We start from the raw sequence: 19,834 nt of genomic DNA, 5'->3' as shown, positions 1-19,834 counted from the left end.
TCGAGTGCGGTAGAAGAATGGGCTGCAACAAGCGATACGCTCAGGCCATGAGAGCGCTAAACCGACTTTCATGCCTCACGGCGCGCGGCGGCTGCGCCGCCGCAGCGATGTCATTTGCGCTCTGCGCGCCCGCCGCCGCGGAGATGCTCAAGGCGCATTACGCCTTGAGCCTCATGGGGCTCTCCATCGGCAGCGCATCCGCTTCCGGCATCGTCGACGCGCAAAACTACCGCGTCGAGATCTCGATGCGGACGACAGGTCTCGCCAATCTCATCAACAACGCCAAGGGCGCCGCCAGCGCGAGCGGCGGCCTGACCGCCGGCGGTCCGTCGCCGGCAAATTACGCCAACACCACGTCGAATAGCGACGAAACGCGCACGGTGCGCATGTCGCTCGTCGGCAACGCGGTGCGCGCGGTGGAGGTGAGGCCCGCGCCCTGGGACGCCGAAGCGCGCGTGCCCGTGACGGAAAGCGCCAAGCGCCACATCGTGGATCCGGTCAGCGCCCTGATTATGCGCGTGCCGCCTGGAGAGGAGCTCACAGGGCCTTCGGCGTGCAACCGAACCATTTCCGTTTTTGACGGCGTGACGCGTTTCGACGTCGAGCTCGCCTATGCCGGCGCCCACACAGCGCAAACGCGCGGTTATGCCGGCCCTGTCACCGTATGCTCGGCGCGTTATACCCCGATCGCCGGGCATCGTCCCGACAGCTCCGCGACACGCTACATGGCGAACAACAACGACATCAGCGTCTGGCTCGCGCCGCTTCCCGACGCGCATGTCGTGGTGCCGATTTACATCGCGATCGGCACCGCCGCCGGCAAGCTCGTCATCGATGCGTCGGAGTTCCAGATCGAGCAGCGCCGCGCCGACGTCAGGCGCTGACCGGCTTCGGCCAATATCACTGGACGCGAACTTCCTTGGTCTTTTTCCGGTTCATGCGATCGGATTCATATTCGAGATATCTGACTTCCAGAGGGTCGGCGCCCTTGTTCGGGCGCAGACAGAATGAGGGGCGCGGCGAAAAGCCTCCGTCCTGCGCCTCGAAGCAATCCGAGAAGCGCACCTCGCATTGAAACATCGTTTCGCTTTTTGGCGCCGCCCGCGCCACCACGGCGCGCGCTTTCTCGATCGCCTGCTTGCAGACGTCGGGGTTGAAGCCCCATGCCTCGCAGTCGCTTTGCGTCGCCATATACTTGCCGTCGGCGGTACAGACGGGCGAGCGTCGGAACGCGTAATAGGCTGAAAATCCAGCGGCCGCGACAGCGACAGCGATGATGAAAAACTTGAACATCGGACGTCACGCTCGCGAGTTGGACTGTTGCCGCGCTCGATAGATAGTCTTCGGCGCGCAGCGGCGGCAAGCGTAAACTGAGCCCTTGTTTTTGGAGCTTTGATGCGGCGATGCAACGCAGCGGCGACCCTGTCGATCGCTTGACAGCGCTTTGCGTCTGCAATACTCCGAAACCACCGCATTTCGGAACCGCGGCCGAGAGCTGCGAGCATTGTGGCTCTCCGGGCGCGGCTAGGGCCGAATAGCGATGCAGACGCGTTCCCGCCTAGGTGAGGTCAACGTTGAACCAAGACCGAGGTGGGCCGGCGTCAGCCAAGCTTTCCACTTGACCAATTCGACGAAGAAAGCAACGCCGCAATCGCGGATTGCAGCCTGAATCTCGGCTTGTGGCGAAACGGCAGTGTGTGTGACAGAAGGAGGAAACTATGGGCGCTATTCTTGAACTGACGAGCTATGCAGCGACCCCGGTCGGCATGATCGCGATCATCGTCATCGGCGCGGCCGCGTATTTCGCCGCCCGCTGGGTGTTCAACGACTAAAACAAGCTTTACGAAGCAATCAATGCGGCGCGCTGGCCCTGGGCCAGCGCGCCGTTTTTTTGTCTGTTCGCCCGCGCGCCGGGGGGCGCAAAGAGGCTTGCATCCGCGGGAGCCTGCGGTATTGTGACATACGCCCCACCTCTAACGGGCAGGGTGCGCCGACCCGCCCGGCCCCCATGGGATGGGGGTCTGAGGGCAACTGCGGGCGATCTTGACCAATTCGCTGCGCTCCGCGCGGCGGTGGAGGCTGAATGGCTCCTACCTCTTCGATTAGGGCCGCGAATGACCAGAGGGACGGCGTGCGCGCCGCTCGGCCGAATGGCGCCGACGGAGTCCGCACGACGACAGAGGCGGATCGCATCGACGTCGCGATCGCCGATAAGAGCCCGCTGATTCTCGCAGGGCTCGACAAGCTGCTGTCGGACGATCGCCGATTCACGCTTGTGGCGAAGCTGACGGACGGCGAAGAGTTTCTCGAGGCGGCGCGACAGCAGAAATTCACCATCGCCGTCATCGGCTGGCAATTGCCGACGCTGCACGCCCGCGACGTCTTGCGCGCGCTGTCGCGTCAAGTCGCGGCGCCCAAGATCGTCGTCTACAGCGGCACCAATGATCCCGCCGCGCCGGCCGAGACCTTGCAGCTCGGCGGCGCGGGCTTCGTTTCAAAGCGGGCCCCGCCGGAGCGGCTTCTCGACGTGCTTGCGGCGGTGGCGGCGGGCGACATGGTGTTTCCCTTCGTCGACATCCGCAAGATGCGCAGCGATCCGCTGGAGAATCTAACTCTGCGGGAGCGCAGCCTGCTGTCGGCGCTGGGCTCCGGGCACACCAACAGTCAGCTCGCCAAGGATTTCGGCGTCTCGATCAACACGATCAAATTCCATTTGCGCAATCTTTTCGAAAAGCTCGATGTGCGCAATCGGGCGCAGGCGATCGCGCTCTTTTTGGAGATGAAGCACGGCGCATATCCAGGCGGCGCCGGCGGGCGCAGCATGGAGCCCGCGGGCTCGTCGCGCGGACGCCGGCATCGCACGGACTGAGCGCGGCGGCAGGCAGCTAAGGCGCGGGGAACAGCGCGTCGCTTTTTCCGGTCAGCCTATAGGCGACGAGTCCCGCCCACTCATGCGCGGCGAATTCCACAAGACCGAGCGCTTTCGTCGCGAAACGCGGGAATTCGAGTCTGGAGTCGCCGCTGGTGCGATAGTCGACCGGATAGGCGATCACATCGAAGCCCGCCTGACGGAACACGCCGACGGCGCGCGGCATGTGAATCGCCGAGGTGACGAGCAGCCAACGCTCGTCGGCTTTGGGGCGAAGCAGTTCGCGCGTGAAGACGGCGTTCTCGTAAGTGTTACGCGAGCGGCGCTCGTAGAGAACGTCGCCCTGATCGAGTCCGATCTCACGCCAGAAGCGCTGCACGGCGTCGGCTTCAGAGTAGGGCGACGCCTGCAGCGCGGCGGAGCCGCCGGTAAAGATGAGGCGCGCGCTCGGGTATTTGCGCTTCAGCGCGATCGGCGCCGTCAGCCGCTCGGCCGCGTCCACCAACGCCGGGCGGTTGCGGCTGACGCTCAGCCGTTCGTCGATCGTGCCGCCGAGGACGATGATGCCGTCGGGCGCGGGCATGTCGTCTGGCGACGGCGGAAACCGGGCCTCGAGCGGACCCGCAAGGAGACCGCCGAGCGGTCCAAAAGCCATCAGCAGCAACGCGAACGCGCTTAATGCCGAGAGCGCGCGTCCCCAATTTTTCCAGCGCGTGAATAGCAGCATTGCGCCGATGACCGCGAGGAAAATGAAAAAGTGGACCGGCGCCAGAACGAACGCGAAGATTTTCGAGACGATGAAGAACATCGGTTCACGCAAATTCCCGGCGCGTCAAGGCGCGTAACGAGGCTTCGCCGGGTCCGATCACATATTCGGATAGTTCGGTCCGCCGCCGCCCTCTGGCGGAACCCAGGTGATGTTCTGCGCCGGATCCTTGATGTCGCACGTCTTGCAGTGAACGCAATTCTGCGCGTTGATCACAAAGCGCGGATCGCGGCGCGTCGCCTCATCGGCGTAGACCACCTCATAGACGCCCGCCGGGCAATAAAGTCGCGCGGGCTCGCCGTAGATCGGGAGATTGCGCGCGATCGGAATCGCGGGGTCGGCAAGCTTCAGATGAACCGGCTGATCCTCCTCGTGATTGGTGTTCGAGACGAACACCGACGACAGCTTGTCGAAGACGACATCGCTTGCGCGTTTCGGGTAGACGATCGGCGTGACTTCCGAGAGCGGCTTTAAGGTCTCGTAATCGGCCTTGCCGTGCTTGAGCGTGCCGAAGAAGGAAAAGCCGAACAGCTCGTTCGTCCACATATCGAGGCCAAAGAGCGGCGCGCCGACATAGGTGCCATATTTCGACCAGAGCGGCTTGACGTTGCGCACGGGCTTCAAATCGCGGCCGATCTCGGAGGCGCGCCAGGCGGCGTCATAGGCGTCCACCGAATCATGCGCGCGGCCTTCGCCGATCGCCGCCGCGACATGCTCGGCGCATAGAATGCCCGAAACAATGGCGTTGTGGGACCCTTTGATGCGCGGCACGTTCATGAAGCCCGCGGCGCAGCCGACCAGCGCGCCGCCCGGCATGACGAGCTTTGGCACGCTCTGCCACCCGCCTTCCGTCAGCGCGCGCGCGCCGTAGGAAAGACGCTCGCCGCCTTCGAGCGTCGGCGCGATCATCGGATGCGTCTTGAAGCGCTGAAACTCGTCGAAGGGAGAGAGCGTCGGATTGGAATAGTTGAGATGCACGACGAAACCGATCGACACGAGATCGTCGTCGAAATGATAGAGGAAAGAGCCGCCGCCGGTGTCGGCCGCAAGCGGCCAGCCGAAGGAATGCTGCACAAGTCCGTCCTTGTGCTTCTCTTTCGGAATGCGCCAAAGCTCCTTGAAGCCGATGCCGAACTTCTGCGGCTCGCTGTTGGCGCAAAGGTCGTATTTCGCCAGCAATTGCTTGGTGAGCGAACCGCGCGCGCCTTCGGCGAAGATCGTATATTTGCCTTTGAGCTCCATCCCGCGGGTGAAACTGTCCTTGGGGTGGCCGTCGCGTCCCACGCCCATGTCGCCCGTCGCGACGCCGACGACTTCGCCCTTGTCGCCGTAAAGAACTTCGGCGCCGGCAAAGCCGGGATAGATCTCGACGCCGAGGTTTTCGGCTTCAGAGGCGAGAAAGCGCACGACATTGCCGAGCGAGCCGATGAAATTGCCGTGATTGTTCATCAGCCGCGGCATCAACATATTGGGAATGCGCAAGCCGCCCTTTTCCGACAGCAACAGGAAATGGTCCTCATGCACTTTCGTCTTCAGCGGCGCGTCGTCGCGCGTGCGCCACTCGGGCAGAAGCCGGTCGAGGCCGATCGGATCGATCACCGCGCCGGAGAGAATATGCGCGCCGGGTTCGGAGCCTTTCTCGATGACGACGACGGAGAGATCCGGCGCAACTTGCTTCAAGCGAATCGCCGCGGCGAGGCCGGCCGGTCCCGCGCCGACCACGACCACGTCATATTCCATAGATTCGCGTGGCGGCAGCTCCGTATCTTCAGCCATTTTCAATCCCTTTTGCCTTTTCTTGGAGGCATTCTAGCCTTTTTGCCGCCGCCGCGGCAAAAGGAGTTTCGCCTTCGGGAGGAGCTTTGTTGGAGGCGCCCTCGCGGCGAGGTTCGCCGGCGGCGGGATGAGGTGCATAATCAGGCCATGCTCGATCCGCTCTACGCCCCCGCCGCATGAAGCGTCTCGCGGTCTTCATTGCGCTGGCGCTCCTTGCCGTCGTCGTTTGGCGCGTCGCCTATCGTCCGGCGACTCCCGCCGACGTCTTTCTGGGCTATGTCGAAGGAGAGATGCTCTACATCGGCCCTTACGAGACCGAGAGGGTCGCGAGCCTCGCGGTTTCGGCCGGCGCCGAGGTTAAAAAGGGCGATCCGCTGTTCACGATGTCGACGACGCTTCTCGATCGCATGCGCGACGAGTCGTCGGCGCGCCTCGCCCAACTCGAGGCGCAAGTCGAAAACCTACGCGCGGCGATGAATCGGCCCGAGCAGATCGCCGTTTTGCAGGCCGCGCTGGAGCGCGCCGAGGCCGCCCTCGAATTGTCCCGCGCTGATTACGAGCGGCAACGAAAACTATACGCCAAAGGTCATGTCGCAAAGGCTGCGCTAGATCGCGCCGAAATGGCCCGCGCGCGCGATGAGGCCAGCGTGGAGGAAGCGCGCCGGCAGGTTCAGGCTTCGCGCATGGCAAGTCGCTCGCAGGAGATTGAAGCCGCTGAAGCCAGCCTGAAGCAGGCGCGCGCGCAACTCGACGCGCTGAACATCCGCATCACGCGCCAGAGCGTGGTCGCGCCCGCCGATGGCGTCGTGCAAGACATTTTTTTCCGCCCCGGCGAGATCGTCAACGCGGGTCAGCCGGTCGTGGCGCTCTTGCCGCCCGAGAATCGCAAGGTGCGCTTCTTCGTTTCCGAGCCGGAGCTGCCGAAGATCTCGCTGGGCGAACGGATGCGCGTCACCTGCGACGGCTGCGCCGACGACCTCTTTGGGCGCGTTAGCTATATCGCCAGCCGGCAGGAATATACGCCCCCCGTGATCTTTAGCGACAAGGAGCGCGCGAAACTCGTTTTTAAGGCCGAAGCGCGGCTGGAAGGCGCGGCGCGCGCGCTGCCCCTTGGCATGCCGGTCGCCGTCAGGCCGGCGCCCGAGCCGACGGGAACGGCGCAATGAGCGTCGACAGCGACATCGCGATCGACGTGCGCGGGCTGACCAAATTCTTCGGCGCCAAAAAGGTCGTCGACAATTTCACGCTGCAGGTGGCGCGCGGTCACATCCAGGGCTTTCTCGGCCCGAACGGCAGCGGCAAGACGACGACGATCCGCATGCTCTGCGGCCTGCTGACGCCCGATTCGGGCGAGGGGAGGTGTCTTGGCTACGACATTCGCCGCCAGCAGGAGGAGATCAAGCGTTACGTCGGCTACATGACGCAGGGCTTTTCGCTTTATCGCGATCTCACTATTCGCGAAAATCTGGAATTTGTGGCGCGGGTTTACGGCCTCGAAGCGCCGGAGGATGCGGCTCAGGGCGCGCTGGAGCGGCTGGGGCTCGTCGCGCGCGCCGATCAGCTCGCCGGCGAACTGTCCGGCGGCTGGAAGCAGCGGCTGGCGCTTGGCGCGTGCATTCTGCCGGGCCCGTCGCTGCTCCTTCTCGACGAGCCGACCGCGGGCGTCGATCCCAAGGCGCGACGCGACTTCTGGGACGAGATCCATCATCTGGCGACGCAAGGCTTAACGGTGCTCGTCTCGACGCACTACATGGACGAAGCGGAGCGTTGTCACCGGATCGCCTATATCGCCAATGGGCGGCTGCTCGCTTCGGGCACGATTCCGGAGATCATCGCCAGCGCGATTCTCTCGACTTGGGTGGTGACGGGCGAGGGTCTCGATCCGCTCAGCAGCCAATTGAAACGTCAACCCGGCGTGGACATGGTTGCGCGCTTCGGCTCGGCGCTGCACGTCGGCGGGCGCGATGAAGCCGCGATGGAACGCGTCGCGGAGCGCTATAGCGCCGAAGGGCTTCATCATTGGAGACGCGACGAGCCGTCGCTCGAAGACGTGTTCATTGATTTGATGACGCGCGCTGGAGCCGACCAGTGAGCACGCAGGAAGGCCTGCCGAGCGTCGTTCCCCGTCCGGCGCGACGCGGCGCGCTCGCCCAGTCCTGGCAGCGTTTCGTCGCGATGTTCGTCAAGGAATTCATTCAGCTTCGGCGCGACCGGCCGACCTTTGCGATGATCGTCGGCATTCCGATCATTCAGCTGATGCTCTTTGGATATGCGATCAACACCGATCCCAAACATCTGCCGACGGCCGTGCTGACGGGCGATGATAGTCCGATCGCGCGCGCGCTGATCGGCGCGTTGCGCGCCACCGATTATTTCAACATCAAATATGTCGCGCGCGGCGAGGCCGACGCCGACAAATTGATCCTCTCGAACAGGGTGCAATTCGTCATTCAAATTCCGCCCGATTTCTCTCGCCAGCTCGTCCGCGGCGAAAAACCGGCACTGCTTCTCATCGCCGACGCCACGGACCCGACGGCGACCTCGGGCGCGGTCGCCGCCGCGCTCGGCGCCGCGAATCAGGCGCTCGACCGTGAACTGACCGGACCGCTGGCGTCGCTTGCGCAGAATGCGCCGCCTTACGAGATCCGCGTGCATCGGCGCTACAATCCGGCTGGAGAGACGCGCCGCAATATCGTGCCCGGACTGATCGGCACGATTTTGACCATGACGATGCTGATGTATACGGCGATGTCGGTGACGCGCGAAATCGAGCGCGGAACGATGGAGGCCTTGCTCGCCATGCCGGTGCGCCCGGTCGAGATCATGCTCGGCAAGATCGCTCCTTATGTCGTCGTCGGCGCCGTGCAGATGTCGACGATCCTCATCGTCGCTTCCTTGTTGTTTCAGGTGCCGGTGGTCGGCTCGCTCTTTACGCTCAGCGTGCTGACTCTGCTTTTTATCGTCGCCAATCTGTCGGTGGGCTACACTTTCTCGACCGTCGCGGTAAATCAGCTGCAGGCGATGCAGATGACCTTCTTCTTTTTTCTGCCGAGCATGCTTCTGTCGGGCTTCCTTTTTCCTTTCCACGGGATGCCGATGTGGGCGCAATATACGGGTGAGGCGCTGCCGCTCACCCATTATCTGCGCATTGTGCGCTCGGTGATGTTGAAGGGCTCTAACTTCGGCGATCTCGCCGTTGACGCCGGCGCGCTTGCGGCCTTCACGCTTGTTGCGATGAGCGTCGCGGTGATGCGCTTCCGGCAGACGCTGGACTGACGTTGACGGCCCAATTTTCGGCGGCTTAACATTGGCGCGGAGACAAACAATGTCGGAAACCCAAGACGCGGAAACGCGATTCAACATCATCATGAAAATCGCCGCCGTCGCCGCGGTGGTGCTGACCGTCTATTATGTCTGGTCCTTCTTCGTCAGCAGTCGCTACGAGGCGCTCTGCGGCGGCTCTTATTGGGAGCTCGACAAAAAACAAATCGATTCCTGTCTCGACAGGAAAAAGGAACTCGAGAAGTAGAGCAGTTCCGCATCGCGCGTCGCCCGACCTCTAGAAAAGAAAGGCGAGGCTCTGCGCAAAAAAACCTGCGAACAGCAGCAGACCCGCGTCGCGATTTGAGCGGAACAGGCGCAGCGCGGTGATCGGCGCGACATCTTGTCGGGTCTGCGCGGTCTGCCAGGCGAGATGCGCCGCATAGGCGATGACCCCGACGTAGGCGAGCCATCCGCCGCCCGCCAGAAAAACGGCGAAGGCGGCGCATGCGGCGGACACGGCGTAGAGCGCGCCGACCGCCAATTGCACGCGCGGACCGAACAATCTCGCCGTGGAGCGCACGCCGACGATCGCGTCGTCACGCAGATCTTGAAGCGCATAGATCGTGTCGAAGCCGATCGTCCATGAGATCGCCGCCGCATAGAGAAAAAGCGCCGGCGCGCCGAGTTCGCCCATGCGCGCCGTCCAGCCGAGCAGCGCGCCATAGGCGAAGGCTAATCCGAGGATCGCCTGCGGCCAGGACGTGAAGCGCTTGGCGAAGGGATAAATCAGCACGATCAGCGGAGATATCAGCCCAAGCGCGATCGTGAGGCCGTTGAACGACAAAAGCACTGCGAGCCCGACGAGGCATTGGGCGACGAGGAAGCGCACCGCCGCCGCAGGCGTCGCGCGCCCGCTGGCGAGCGGTCGTAGACGCGTGCGCTCGACTTTGGCGTCGATCTCGCGATCAACGTAATCATTATAGGTCGAGCCCGCGCCGCGCATGGCGACAGCGCCGATAAAGAAGAGCGCCAAGTGCCAGACGTTGGGGCCTTCGCGCATCGACGCGGAGGCGAGCGCGCTCGATTCCCAGCAGGGAAGCAGCAGCAGCCACCAGCCGATGGGCCGGTCGAGGCGCGCAAGCTGGACATAGGGCAGGAATGCTGGCGGCGCGCGGCGCAGTAACGGATGATTCGCGATAGCGTCGGGCAGCGCGGTCGTCCCCGCCGAATCGCCGCTTCGCCTTACGCTCACAGCGGTCCGGCAGGCAACTTTGGCGGCGCCATCATACCGCCGCCGCCCCCAGCCGCCGCTTGATCGCGCATCTCTTTCATCTTCGCTGCGGCCGCGCAGGCCTGCGACGCGAAGCCCTGAGTCTTGGCGCGCGCTTCCTTGAAGCCATCGGCGACATTGTCAGGAATGTTGCACCATTCCTTGTTCTTGGTGATGTAATTCATCATCTCGGTTTCGACGGCGACGAGACGTTTCGCCGCGGGGCAGGCGGCTTCGGGATCCATCTTGCCCTTGCCAGCCTTTCCCAGATTGTTGAGCGCCTCGATTCCCGCCATGCGCTTCTCGGTGAGCTTCCTGAAGTCTTCTTGACAAGCTTGCGCATGCGCGCCGGTCGAGGCGAGCAGCATCGCAAACAGCGAAAGCCCCGCGACAGCGCGGGAAATATCGACAGCGCCGATGATCATGTGTTTTGGTCCGCTCATCAGGCTCGCAGCATTACCAGCAGGCTTGCCGGCGACGCAAGTTTTGGCGAACCTGCACGCAACAAAGCGGCGGCTTCATGGCGAGCGCGCCTCGCGCTCGCGTCTCCGCTTGGGAAGCCATTGTGTCAGCTTACGATTTTTCTGCGCAGCGCTTGTTCGTTCGTGACGATCTCGCGCCGGATGTCGAACTCGCGCCTTCAGCTGAGGCGGCGAACTATCTGCTCAATGTCCTGCGCATGCGGGAGGGCGCCGCGATCCATGTCTTCAACGGCCGCGACGGCGAATTTCGCGCGACGCTCGCGAATGTCTCGCGACGTTCCGCAAGATTACGCGTCGGCGAGCGGCTACGCCCCCAGACCGAACGCGCCGACCTCGATTATTGTTTCGCTCCTCTAAAGCAGGCGCGGCTCGACTACATGGCGCAGAAGGCCACTGAGATGGGCGCCGGCCGTCTCCTGCCGGTGATGACGCGCCGAACGCAGGTGCGCCGGCTCAATTCGGGGCGGCTCGAGTCCAATGTCATCGAGGCCGCCGAGCAATGCGGCGTGCTGGCCGTGCCCGAAGTCGCAGCCGCCGTCGAACTCCCTGATTTTATAGCCCGTTGGCCGGCGAGTCGGCTCCTCGTGTTTTGTGACGAACGCGCCGCGCTCGCCAATCCGCTGGACGCGCTTAAGGGCCGCACGGCGCGAGAGGGCGTGAGCGTGCTCATTGGACCAGAAGGCGGCTTCGATGACGCCGAACGCGCCGCCATCGCCGGTCTGCCGAACGTCGCGCGGCTTTCGCTCGGACCGCGCGTGTTGCGCGCGGACACCGCCGCCGTCGCGGCTCTGGCGATCGTCCAGGCCGCAATCGGCGATTGGGTCGCGGCGGCCGCCGTCTAAACGAAAAATAAATAAATAGAAAATAAAGCGTAATTCTCACATGGCGCCGACAGGTTTCGCCAGTGAGCGTCCAAGACACGATCCTGCCACGATGTTTGGCTCTAGTTGGATTGCAGCGCCGGGAATGCGCCGCTCGAAGGCGAGGAGGTTCTCGTCGCCGCCAGCGCATTTACGGCGTATCGAGACATTGTCGGGATCGCAAGGCTCCTGAAATCTCGCGCGACGCGCGCGAACTTTCGGAAATGAGGCCCAAAACTCATGACCCTAGACAACATCAGCCGCAGTAACCGTCTTCTGCCGGCGGGCTTTTTCGGCGCCATCGCGCTCACGGTCATCGCCGTTGCGCCGGCGCATGCCGATAATGTCAGCCAATGCGCGCGATATGGCGCCGATTATGTCGCGGTCGCGGGGTCAAACGGTTGTGTTCGGCTCGGCGGCCACGTCCGCGTCTCTATGCCCCGCACCCCCGTCGCCCCATTGGGTTACACGGATATGCGTCGTGACGGCATGCAGCATGCCGCTGCGCGCTCGTCGCTGCCGCCGATGGCGCCCTTCGGGCTGCACGACCTCTTCCCACGCTAACCATCGCGTCGGCGCCGGCTCCCATACTATTGCGGAAGCACGCAATCGGTGAAGGCGGCGTCGATCGACTGTCCCCACCCGCCGTAATAGGCGTCCAAGCGCCGCTGGGCCAAAGTGCGTCCGTCTTCGATAATCGCTTCCAGGGGCGCGAGAAAAACGCTTTCGTCGCGCCCTTTGGCGTCGAGGCGGGCGCGTTGGCGCAAGCCGCCTTTCGCCAGCGCGAGAACGTCGCGCCCAACGTCGCGCAAGCTACGGCCCTCGATCCTCGCATCGAGCGCCAGACCGGGCACATCCGCGCGTAGCGCCTGACGCGCGGCGGCGCTCCACCCCTTCGTCAGTTCGCGCGCCTGATCGAGCGCGGCGGAGTCATAGAAGAGACCGGCGCAAAGCGCGGGAAGGGCGGTGAAATGGGCGCGAGGCCCTGCGTCCGCGCCGCGCATTTCGAGATAGGTCTTTAACCTCACCTCCGGAAAGATCGTCGAGAGGTGATTGGCCCAGTCGGACATTGTGGCGCGCTCGCCAGGCAGCTGCTGAAGCCGGCCCTCCATCAAGTCCCGAAAGCTCGCTCCCGCCACGTCGTGATAGACGTCGCCGCGTTTGACGAAATACATCGGCACGTCGAGCGCATAGTCGACGTAGCGTTCGAATCCGAATCCCTTCTCGAAGGCGAAGGGCAGCATGCCGGTTCGGTCAGGATCTGTGTCGAGCCAAATATAGGACCGTTGCGACAACCGGCCGGTCGGTTTGCCGTCGAGAAATGGCGAGTTGGCGAACATCGCGGTGATGAGCGGCTGTAAAGCGAGGCCGACACGCGTTTTTTGAACCATGTCGGCTTCGTCGACGAAGTCGATGTTGACCTGCACGGTTGCGGTGCGAAACATCATATCGAGCCCGAGCGCGCCGACTTTCGGCATGTAGGCTTGCATGATGGCGTAGCGTTGCTTGGGCATGGTCGGCGTTTCCGCGCGCGACCATTTGGGGCTTGCGCCCAGATCGAGGAAGCGCACGCCAAGCGCGCGGGCCACGGGCGCAAGGGCCGCGAAATGCGCGTCAAGCTCGTCATGCGTGGCGTGAACGTCGGCCAGCGGCGCCCCGGAGAGTTCGAATTGTCCGCCGGGCTCGAGCGAAATCGCGCCGCCGCCATCGGACTGGTAGAGGCCGATCAGCGTATCCCGGTCGAGGATGGGCGCCCAGCCGAGCGTGTCGCGCAAGCCCTCAAGCAGCGCGCGCACGCCGCCCCGGCCGCCGGCGCCCTCATAGGGGACCGGCGAATCGTCGGCCGCATAGAAGGGGATCTTCTCGTGCTCCGTGCCGATAAGCAGCGGCGCGCCGCTCGTCTTGGAGCCGGCTTCGAGCCATTCGACCAACATGTTGCGCGACGTGATCGGCGTCGTGTCGGATACGTCGCGGGCCATCTACGGGGAGTTTTCCGTGTTAGAGGAGAGGCGCGATCGCGGCGCGGACGCGACTCGCGGGTGCAGGAATCGCGCCGATGGATTGCAGGAAAGCGGGCGTTGCGCAAGCCTGCGGCCGAGCCCGCGCGATCCGAAGGGCGTCAGGCGTTTAGAACTTGGGCGAGCCCCGTTCCGAGCTTGGCCGGCCAGCCTCTCAGCGCTTGCCGAACATCTGGCCGAGAATGCTTTCGAAGTCCGAGCGAGCGCCGGCTTTTTCGCCGCCGCCGCTGCGTCCGATCTGCAGCGTCTTCTTGATCTCTTCGATCGCCTGCTGAATCGACGCCTGATCCATGTCCTCGGGCAGGCCTTGAGAGCGCCCAGCGCCTCGGTCGAGGTCAAGCGGGCCGCCGCGGCCCAGGCCGCCGGCGTCATTTGTGGGTCCGCCATAAGAATCCGGCGTGGTGCGGCGGCCGCCGCCGAGCAGAGAGCCCAGGATCGATCCCAAGAGGCCGCCAAGCAGGCCGCCGCCGCCTGTTGCGCCGCCTCGAGGCGTCGGCGCGGGTTCGGGCTGCGGCGTGCGCGCGCCGCCGCCGAGCATCTGCTCCAAAATGGAGCCGAGCGCGCCTGAGCTGACGAGCTGGCCGAGAACGCCGCCGAGGCCCCGGTTGCTCACATTTTTGAATAGTCCGCCGATGAGCACCGAGACGAGCACCGGCAGCAGTTGCGAGAGAATATCCGGACGCAGCCCCGACTCGCGAGAGGCGACCTGAACGACGCGCCCGGCGGCCGCCGGAGAGCCGAAGAGATCGGCGAGCAGCTGTCGCGACTGGGCCAGAGAGTCCACGTCCTGCGCAGCGCTGGGGTCTTCGAAGGCGGCCACGCGCAGCGGGGACGCGATATCGCCCAAAACCTTTTCGAACAGCGCCGGCTGTTCGGCGGCGTTGCTCAGGCCGACTTCGAGCGCGGGAGCGAGGGCTTTGATGGCGCGGTCCATCTGTTCGTCGGAGAGGCCGAAGCGCTGAGCCAGATTGGAGACCAACTGGCCGCCTTGCGCGGACTGCAAAATCTCGTCGAGATAGGACATGCGCGCAGCTCCGTTCACGCGAGCCCGGACGCCGAGCCCGCCGTCATGGTGTCACAGTCCGGCGGTCGCGCCAATCGACTGCGGCGCAGGAAACGTGTTGCGGCGCACCGCCGTTAGCAACGCATTGACGGCGTTCGCCGATGGGTCTCCCGCAGCGGATCGGCGCAGCGCCGGCGGCTTGACACCGTCGCGCATGCGCGACATTGCTTGCCGGCATTCAGCCGGGTGATCCGGATGGCCGCGTTTGGCGCTTGAGCGGCTCGCCGCCTCGCGCCGCCTCTGCCAAAAGGCGGGAAGATGAACGTTCACCCCCGGCCGACCAAGCCGCCGCTTAAGATACTGCTTTGCTCGCCGCGCGGATTTTGCGCCGGCGTCGTGCGCGCAATCGACGCCGTCGAGCGGGCGCTGGCCAAGTTTGGGCCGCCCGTTTATGTGCGCCATGAGATCGTTCACAATCGCTACGTCGTCGAATCGCTGAAGGCGAAGGGCGCGGTTTTCGTCGAGGAGCTCGACGAAATTCCAAACACGAACGCGCCGGTGATCTTCTCGGCGCATGGGGTCGCCAAAGCAGTTTCGGCTGCAGCGGCGGGACGCGGACTCCTCGCCATCGACGCGACCTGTCCGCTCGTCACCAAAGTGCATCGAGAGGCGGAAATTCACTGGCGGCGCGGCCGCCGGGTGTTGCTCGTTGGACATTCCGGCCATCCTGAGGTCGTGGGCACCATGGGACAGCTGCCGGAAGGGGCGGTGGTGCTGGTCGAATCCGTGGAGGACATTGGGCGGCTCAAACTCGATGACGAAACGAATCTGGCGTATGTGACGCAAACGACGCTCTCGCTCGACGACTCGCAGGAGATCGTCAGCGCGCTGATGCGGCGCTTTCCAAAGATCATGGGCCCGCACAAGGAAGACATCTGCTATGCGACGACGAATCGCCAGGCTGCGGTGAAGGAGGTCGCTCCGCATGTCGAGGCCGTGATCGTCGTCGGCTCGCCCAATTCGTCAAACTCGCAGCGGCTGCGCGAGGTGGCCGAGCGCGCTGGCGCGCCGGCGCAGCTCGTGCAAGGCCGGGGTGAGATCGACTGGGAGATTTTTGGCAACATATCGTCGCTCGGCATTACCGCCGGCGCGTCCGCGCCCGAAGTTCTGGTTGAGGAGATCATGGACGCATTTGCCGAACGCTATGACATTGTCGTCGAGACCATCTCCAGCGCCGACGAGAACGTGTCCTTCCCTCTGCCCAAGGAGCTGCGGGCGATCGCCTGAGGGCGGCCCGCAGTGAACGGTCGGCGCCCATGGCCGTCTACACGCTGGTTGACGACGAGGAGCTGATCGCGTTCCTCGCGACGTACGATCTCGGGCCGCTGCTCTCCTGCAAAGGCATCGCCGAGGGCGTCGAAAACTCCAACTATTATCTCCATACCGGAGGCGGCAGCTTCATCCTCACGCTTTACGAGAAGCGCGTCGCGGAAGCCGATTTGCCCTTCTTCCTGAACCTCATGGAACATCTCGCGGCGCGGGGCGTGACCTGCCCGCTGCCGGTAAAGAACCGCGCCGGGCTTGCGCTGGGGCGCCTGGCCGGCCGACCTGCGGTCATCGTCACTTTTCTGGACGGCTATTCGATCCACCACCCGGAGACGGCGCACTGCGCCGCGCTCGGTGCGACTCTCGCGCAACTGCACCTCGCCGGCGCCGATTTCGCGCAGCGGCGCCGCAACGCGCTTTCCATCGAGGGATGGCGGCCGCTTTTTTCGACGTGCGCGTCGCGCGCGGAAGAGGTCGCGACCGGATTGGGCGCGCTCGTCGACGCGGAACTCGATCATCTAGAGCGCAACTGGCCGCGGGATCTGCCGAGCGGCGTCATTCACGCCGATCTCTTCCCCGACAATGTTTTCTTTCTCGGCGAGCGCATCTCAGGCCTGATCGACTTCTATTTCGCCTGTACCGACGCTTATGCCTACGATCTGGCGATCTGCCTCAACGCCTGGTGCTTTGACGCCGAACTCCGCTATCAACCGGACAAGGGCGCCGCGCTGCTCGACGCTTACCGGCGGCTCCGGCCGCTTTCAGCCGCCGAGATCGCGGCCTTTCCCACGCTCGTACGCGGCGCCGCGCTGCGTTTTCTGCTCACCCGCTACGTCGACTGGCTCAATGTGCCGGCAGGCGCGCTGGTGCGTCCCAAGGATCCCCGCGAATATCTCGCCAAGCTTCGGTTTCACCAATCCGTCCCTGACGCGCGTGCTTATGGCCTCGGCTCATGACGCGCGGCGTCGAGATCTGGACGGATGGCGCCTGCTCGGGAAATCCGGGGCCGGGCGGTTGGGGCGCGATTCTCCGCTTTGGCGATCGCGAAAAAGAGATCAACGGCGGCGAGCCGCTCACCACCAATAATCGCATGGAGCTGATGGCGGCGATCGTGGCGCTTGAGACTCTGACTCGTGCTTGCGCGGTGGACCTCCATACCGATTCGCAATATTTGCGCAGCGGAGTCACTTCATGGATCGCCGGCTGGAAAGCGCGCGGCTGGCGCACCGCCGACCGAAAGCCGGTTAAGAACGTCGATCTGTGGCAAAGGCTGGAAGCGGCGGCGGAGCGCCATGACGTTGACTGGCATTGGGTCAAAGGCCATTCGGGCCATGACATGAACGAGCGCGCCGACGAATTGGCGCGCGCCGGCATGGCGCCTTTTCTCCCCGGCAGGCCGCCTGCAAGCGCACGCTTTTCATCAAAATAGCCTTGTCGAAGAGCGGACGAATCCTATTTCAGAATCGACCAGGACTCTTCTTCGACTTTGGGGAGCGCGGCGCGGCCGCGTTCCCCATTTTTGTTTGCCATCATATTGACACGTCGCCGCGCAAAAGGACCATGTGCGGTTGAGTTAAGCGCGTCTTTGCTGATTCTCTCTTCGATGGGGGGCAAGACGTCGATGCACCTTCCCAAAAAATGGTGGATTGGACTGCCGGTCCTTTTTGGACTGGCCTATTTTGCGCAGGACGCGTTGACGCCTCGTCTAGAGGACGATCTGCGCGCCGCGATCTTGTCGCGAGTCGCGCGGTCGCCTGACGCGATCGACAGGCCGGAGGTCCGCGTCGCGGGCCGTGATGTCGTTCTTGCCGGCATTTCGCTGTCGCCTGATGTGAAAGCTCGGCTTTTGACGGCGCTGGGCGTTGAAACGCCGGCGCGGCGTATCATCGACGCGACGCAGCCTCTCTCGCGCGCGACGCCCTTCGTGCTGAGACTCGAACGCCGCGGCGGCAAGGCCATAATCTCGGGCAACGTCCCGCCGGCGGGCGCGCGCGAAAGGTTGCGCGCGGAGATCGCCGCCTTAGGCCTGGAAGTGTCGGACTCCGCCGCCTACGCCGACGGCGCGCCGCAATCCTTCCCCGATCTCGCGTCCTTCGCCGTGCGCCGCCTCGCTGAACTCGATCCCGCATCGACGACGATGACCGACGCGACTCTGGCTGTTTCCGGCGAAGCGCGCAGCGCGGCCGATTACGACAAGGCGCTCGCCGCGCTCAAGGCGTCGCCGTTCGGCGCGAGCGGGGTAAAGGTCGACGTATCGCCGCCGCGTGTTTCTCCCTACGTGTTTTCAGCGGCCGCGCGTGATGGCGTCATCAGCCTCTCTGGCCACCTGCCCAGCGACGATCTGCGCAAACAGGTCGTCGCCATGGCGGCCGCGGCCGGCGCCGGCGCTGCGGTCAGCGATGCGATTCAGCTCGGCGCCGGCGCGCCGGCCGGAGACTTCGCCGGAGCGCTTGCGTTCGCGGTCGGCGAACTCGGCAAATTGTCGCAAGGCAAAGTCGCGGTATCCGATGGCAAGATCATCATCGAAGGGCAGGGGCGCCAGAACATATTGGGCGAGACGATCCGCGCCGACGCGAAAGCGCGGTTGCCTTCGGGATTTGAGATCGCGCGGCTCGACGTCATGGCGGGTCCGATAACGCCGTATGTTTTTAGCGCCCAGCGCGCCGGCGGAGAGGTTACGCTCACCGGCTATGCGCCAGATGAGGCTGTCCGTAATCGCCTCGTCGAAACAGCGCGCAGGAATTTCTTCGACGCGAAAGTCGTCGATCGGCTCGTCATCGCGAAAGGCGCGCCGCAGAACTTCGCGGAAGCGACGGATCATTCCCTTGCTGCGCTCGCGCGGCTCGACGAAGGCAAGCTCGCGATCAGCGACTCGAATATCTCGCTCGCCGGCGTCGCGCGTCATCAGAGCGCGCGCGCCGAGATCGCGGCGAGCTTCGCCGATGCGCTTCCGCAGAGTTTCCGCGGCGAGGCGCAGCTGTCGACTCGCATCGTCGGCTCTCCGCTTGTTGCAAGCCAATGTGGCGCGGCGCTCTCCGAGCTTCTCGCCAAATCGCCAATCGTCTTTGCGTCCGACGATTCAGCGATCGCCGCTGAATCCGCGCCTCTCATCGATGCGATCGCCGCGACGGCGCTGCGCTGCCCGGGCGCTGCTCTCGAAATCGCGGCGCACACCGATAGCCTCGGCATTGCCGAAGTGAATCTGGGGCGCAGCAAGCGTCGCGCGCAGGCGGTCGTCGAACGCTTGGCGAAGGCCGGAGTCGACCCGTTCAGAATAAGCGCCGTCGGCTATGGCGGCGAGCGCCCAATCGCTTCCAATGACGGTGACGAAAATCGCGCGCGCAATCGCCGCGTCGAAATCATCGTCAAGTAGCGCCAGAGAAGGAGACGGCTCATGTCCTACTTGCTGACGCTTGGCTGGCCTTGGTTCGCCGCCGCCTGCGGGCTTGGCGCGCTCGCCGGCTATGTGACGACCTCGCCGGCGAAGGACGCCCCTGCGGCGCCCGGCTGGAACGTTATCGCGATCGCCGTGACGCTCGGCGCGGGCGCGGCCGCCTCCTGGCTGGGGCTCCTTGACGGGCGCGCGGCGCTGACGATGGACGTGTTGCTGATCGCCGCGCTCGCTTATCTCGTCGGTCTGCCGGTTGGCGGCGCGCTCAAGACGACACAGGCCGCGCCCGCTTACGCCGCCAAGCGGCCGATCGTTGTATTGCGCGGCGCGACGCGCGACGATTACGGATCGACCGTCGCGCCGTCGCCCGAACCGCAAGATGAGCAAGATGAGATCGTCGCGACTGCGCAGCTAGAGACGGCGAAGAGCGTTGAGCCGGCGCTAGAGGCGGCGGCTTCCGCCGTCAAGGCGCTGAATGAAAAAGCCGCGCAAATGCGCGCGCCGACCGGCAAGATGGCGCCGGGCGCTCCGCCTGCCGCGCTTCCCGCGCCACGCAACGGCGCGGCGGACGATCTTGCAAAAATCAAGGGCGTCGGACCCAAGAGCGTCGAGAAGCTGCACGCGCTCGGGGTTTTCCATTATGATCAGATCGCCGGCTGGAGTGACGACAACGTCAAATGGATCGAGGCGGCGATCGGCGCGGCGGGGCGGGTGAAGCGCAACGGGTGGGTCGAGCAGGCGCAAGCGCTGAGCGCCGCCTCGGCTGATCGCAACGCCGACGCGGCATAAGCGCCGGCAAAAAACGAGTT

At 64.4% G+C, this 19,834-nt stretch carries 21 protein-coding genes; 13 read left to right on the top strand and 8 right to left on the bottom strand.

Annotated features, from left to right (window positions below; translation table 11 throughout):
* The first annotated feature begins 47 nt into the window (after positions 1 to 47).
* The gene (locus EHO51_RS09270) at positions 48 to 884 is read left to right on the top strand and encodes a DUF3108 domain-containing protein (RefSeq protein WP_164479374.1); all 837 of its coding nucleotides are present in this window, start codon (positions 48 to 50) and stop codon (positions 882 to 884) included.
* 16 nt (positions 885 to 900) lie between these two features.
* On the opposite strand, the gene EHO51_RS09265 is transcribed toward EHO51_RS09270, so the two are convergent.
* Positions 901 to 1,293 (bottom strand): DUF1190 domain-containing protein, encoded by a 393-nt coding sequence (locus EHO51_RS09265; RefSeq protein ID WP_124738644.1) that lies wholly within the window; start codon positions 1,291 to 1,293, stop codon positions 901 to 903.
* A 790-nt stretch (positions 1,294 to 2,083) separates the two neighbouring features.
* Here EHO51_RS09265 and EHO51_RS09260 point away from each other — a divergent pair.
* Entirely contained in the window at positions 2,084 to 2,869 is a 786-nt protein-coding gene (locus EHO51_RS09260; RefSeq protein WP_124738643.1) for a response regulator transcription factor, read from the top strand.
* Positions 2,870 to 2,885: 16 nt separating this feature from the next.
* Here EHO51_RS09260 and EHO51_RS09255 read toward each other — a convergent pair whose 3' ends face one another.
* Together EHO51_RS09255 and EHO51_RS09250 are read right to left on the bottom strand one after the other, a co-directional pair.
* Complete coding sequence (locus tag EHO51_RS09255) at positions 2,886 to 3,677, bottom strand: YdcF family protein (RefSeq protein WP_124738642.1); 792 nt, start codon at positions 3,675 to 3,677, stop codon at positions 2,886 to 2,888.
* A 57-nt stretch (positions 3,678 to 3,734) separates the two neighbouring features.
* Positions 3,735 to 5,411: an electron transfer flavoprotein-ubiquinone oxidoreductase gene (locus EHO51_RS09250; RefSeq protein WP_124738641.1), complete on the bottom strand. Its 1,677-nt coding sequence runs from the start codon at positions 5,409 to 5,411 to the stop codon at positions 3,735 to 3,737.
* Positions 5,412 to 5,587: 176 nt separating this feature from the next.
* On the opposite strand from EHO51_RS09250, the gene EHO51_RS09245 reads away from it, so the two are divergent.
* Genes EHO51_RS09245 through EHO51_RS09230 form a run of 4 tightly spaced genes read left to right on the top strand, consistent with a single transcriptional unit; the run spans position 5,588 to position 8,940 of the window.
* Entirely contained in the window at positions 5,588 to 6,577 is a 990-nt protein-coding gene (locus EHO51_RS09245; RefSeq protein WP_124738640.1) for an HlyD family secretion protein, read from the top strand.
* On the top strand, positions 6,574 to 7,503 hold the full coding sequence (locus EHO51_RS09240; protein WP_124738639.1) for an ABC transporter ATP-binding protein: 930 nt from the start codon (positions 6,574 to 6,576) through the stop codon (positions 7,501 to 7,503). Before EHO51_RS09245 ends, EHO51_RS09240 begins: the two co-directional genes overlap by 4 nt.
* Positions 7,500 to 8,687, top strand: a complete 1,188-nt coding sequence (locus EHO51_RS09235; RefSeq protein WP_205788957.1) for an ABC transporter permease — start codon at positions 7,500 to 7,502, stop codon at positions 8,685 to 8,687. Before EHO51_RS09240 ends, EHO51_RS09235 begins: the two co-directional genes overlap by 4 nt.
* A gap of 49 nt (positions 8,688 to 8,736) precedes the next feature.
* Positions 8,737 to 8,940 carry a hypothetical protein gene (locus EHO51_RS09230; RefSeq protein ID WP_029650229.1) on the top strand — a complete coding sequence of 68 codons (204 nt, stop codon included), beginning with the start codon at positions 8,737 to 8,739 and terminating at the stop codon, positions 8,938 to 8,940.
* Positions 8,941 to 8,970: 30 nt separating this feature from the next.
* Here the strand turns inward: EHO51_RS09230 and ubiA are convergent, their stop codons facing one another.
* Together ubiA and EHO51_RS09220 are read right to left on the bottom strand one after the other, a co-directional pair.
* A complete protein-coding gene (gene ubiA / locus EHO51_RS09225) occupies positions 8,971 to 9,927 on the bottom strand; it encodes a 4-hydroxybenzoate octaprenyltransferase (protein WP_124738638.1) in 957 nt (318 codons plus the stop codon).
* Positions 9,924 to 10,388 (bottom strand): hypothetical protein, encoded by a 465-nt coding sequence (locus EHO51_RS09220; RefSeq protein ID WP_239754246.1) that lies wholly within the window; start codon positions 10,386 to 10,388, stop codon positions 9,924 to 9,926. The genes ubiA and EHO51_RS09220 overlap by 4 nt, the downstream gene beginning before the upstream one ends.
* 122 nt (positions 10,389 to 10,510) lie before the next feature.
* On the opposite strand from EHO51_RS09220, the gene EHO51_RS09215 reads away from it, so the two are divergent.
* Together EHO51_RS09215 and EHO51_RS09210 are read left to right on the top strand one after the other, a co-directional pair.
* Positions 10,511 to 11,269: a 16S rRNA (uracil(1498)-N(3))-methyltransferase gene (locus EHO51_RS09215; protein WP_245434534.1), complete on the top strand. Its 759-nt coding sequence runs from the start codon at positions 10,511 to 10,513 to the stop codon at positions 11,267 to 11,269.
* A gap of 258 nt (positions 11,270 to 11,527) precedes the next feature.
* Positions 11,528 to 11,851, top strand: coding sequence for a hypothetical protein (locus tag EHO51_RS09210; protein ID WP_109025548.1), 324 nt, complete (start codon positions 11,528 to 11,530; stop codon positions 11,849 to 11,851).
* 26 nt (positions 11,852 to 11,877) lie between these two features.
* Here EHO51_RS09210 and EHO51_RS09205 read toward each other — a convergent pair whose 3' ends face one another.
* The 3 genes from EHO51_RS09205 to EHO51_RS20520 all read right to left on the bottom strand — a co-directional run bounded on the left by EHO51_RS09205 (position 11,878) and on the right by EHO51_RS20520 (position 14,524).
* The gene (locus EHO51_RS09205) at positions 11,878 to 13,266 is read right to left on the bottom strand and encodes a glutamate--cysteine ligase (RefSeq protein WP_124738636.1); all 1,389 of its coding nucleotides are present in this window, start codon (positions 13,264 to 13,266) and stop codon (positions 11,878 to 11,880) included.
* 193 nt (positions 13,267 to 13,459) lie between these two features.
* Complete coding sequence (locus EHO51_RS09200; protein ID WP_124738635.1) at positions 13,460 to 14,329, bottom strand: DUF937 domain-containing protein; 870 nt, start codon at positions 14,327 to 14,329, stop codon at positions 13,460 to 13,462.
* Positions 14,330 to 14,380: 51 nt separating this feature from the next.
* Complete coding sequence (locus EHO51_RS20520; protein WP_164479373.1) at positions 14,381 to 14,524, bottom strand: hypothetical protein; 144 nt, start codon at positions 14,522 to 14,524, stop codon at positions 14,381 to 14,383.
* Positions 14,525 to 14,626: 102 nt separating this feature from the next.
* On the opposite strand from EHO51_RS20520, the gene ispH reads away from it, so the two are divergent.
* The 5 genes from ispH to EHO51_RS09175 all read left to right on the top strand — a co-directional run bounded on the left by ispH (position 14,627) and on the right by EHO51_RS09175 (position 19,814).
* The gene (ispH, locus tag EHO51_RS09195; RefSeq protein ID WP_124738634.1) at positions 14,627 to 15,595 is read left to right on the top strand and encodes a 4-hydroxy-3-methylbut-2-enyl diphosphate reductase; all 969 of its coding nucleotides are present in this window, start codon (positions 14,627 to 14,629) and stop codon (positions 15,593 to 15,595) included.
* Positions 15,596 to 15,624: 29 nt separating this feature from the next.
* The gene (gene thrB, locus EHO51_RS09190) at positions 15,625 to 16,590 is read left to right on the top strand and encodes a homoserine kinase (protein WP_124738633.1); all 966 of its coding nucleotides are present in this window, start codon (positions 15,625 to 15,627) and stop codon (positions 16,588 to 16,590) included.
* Positions 16,587 to 17,063: a ribonuclease HI gene (gene rnhA / locus EHO51_RS09185; protein WP_124738632.1), complete on the top strand. Its 477-nt coding sequence runs from the start codon at positions 16,587 to 16,589 to the stop codon at positions 17,061 to 17,063. The genes thrB and rnhA overlap by 4 nt, the downstream gene beginning before the upstream one ends.
* A gap of 192 nt (positions 17,064 to 17,255) precedes the next feature.
* Positions 17,256 to 19,007, top strand: a complete 1,752-nt coding sequence (locus EHO51_RS09180; protein WP_245434533.1) for an OmpA family protein — start codon at positions 17,256 to 17,258, stop codon at positions 19,005 to 19,007.
* A 21-nt stretch (positions 19,008 to 19,028) separates the two neighbouring features.
* Positions 19,029 to 19,814 (top strand): hypothetical protein, encoded by a 786-nt coding sequence (locus EHO51_RS09175; protein WP_124738631.1) that lies wholly within the window; start codon positions 19,029 to 19,031, stop codon positions 19,812 to 19,814.
* Positions 19,815 to 19,834: the final 20 nt, after the last annotated feature.

It is taken from the genome of Methylocystis rosea (genome assembly GCF_003855495.1).
GTDB classification, from domain to species: Bacteria; Pseudomonadota; Alphaproteobacteria; order Rhizobiales; family Beijerinckiaceae; genus Methylocystis; species Methylocystis rosea_A.
Note: the sequence above shows the minus strand (reverse complement) of the source record. Positions and strands in the feature narration are given on the sequence as shown.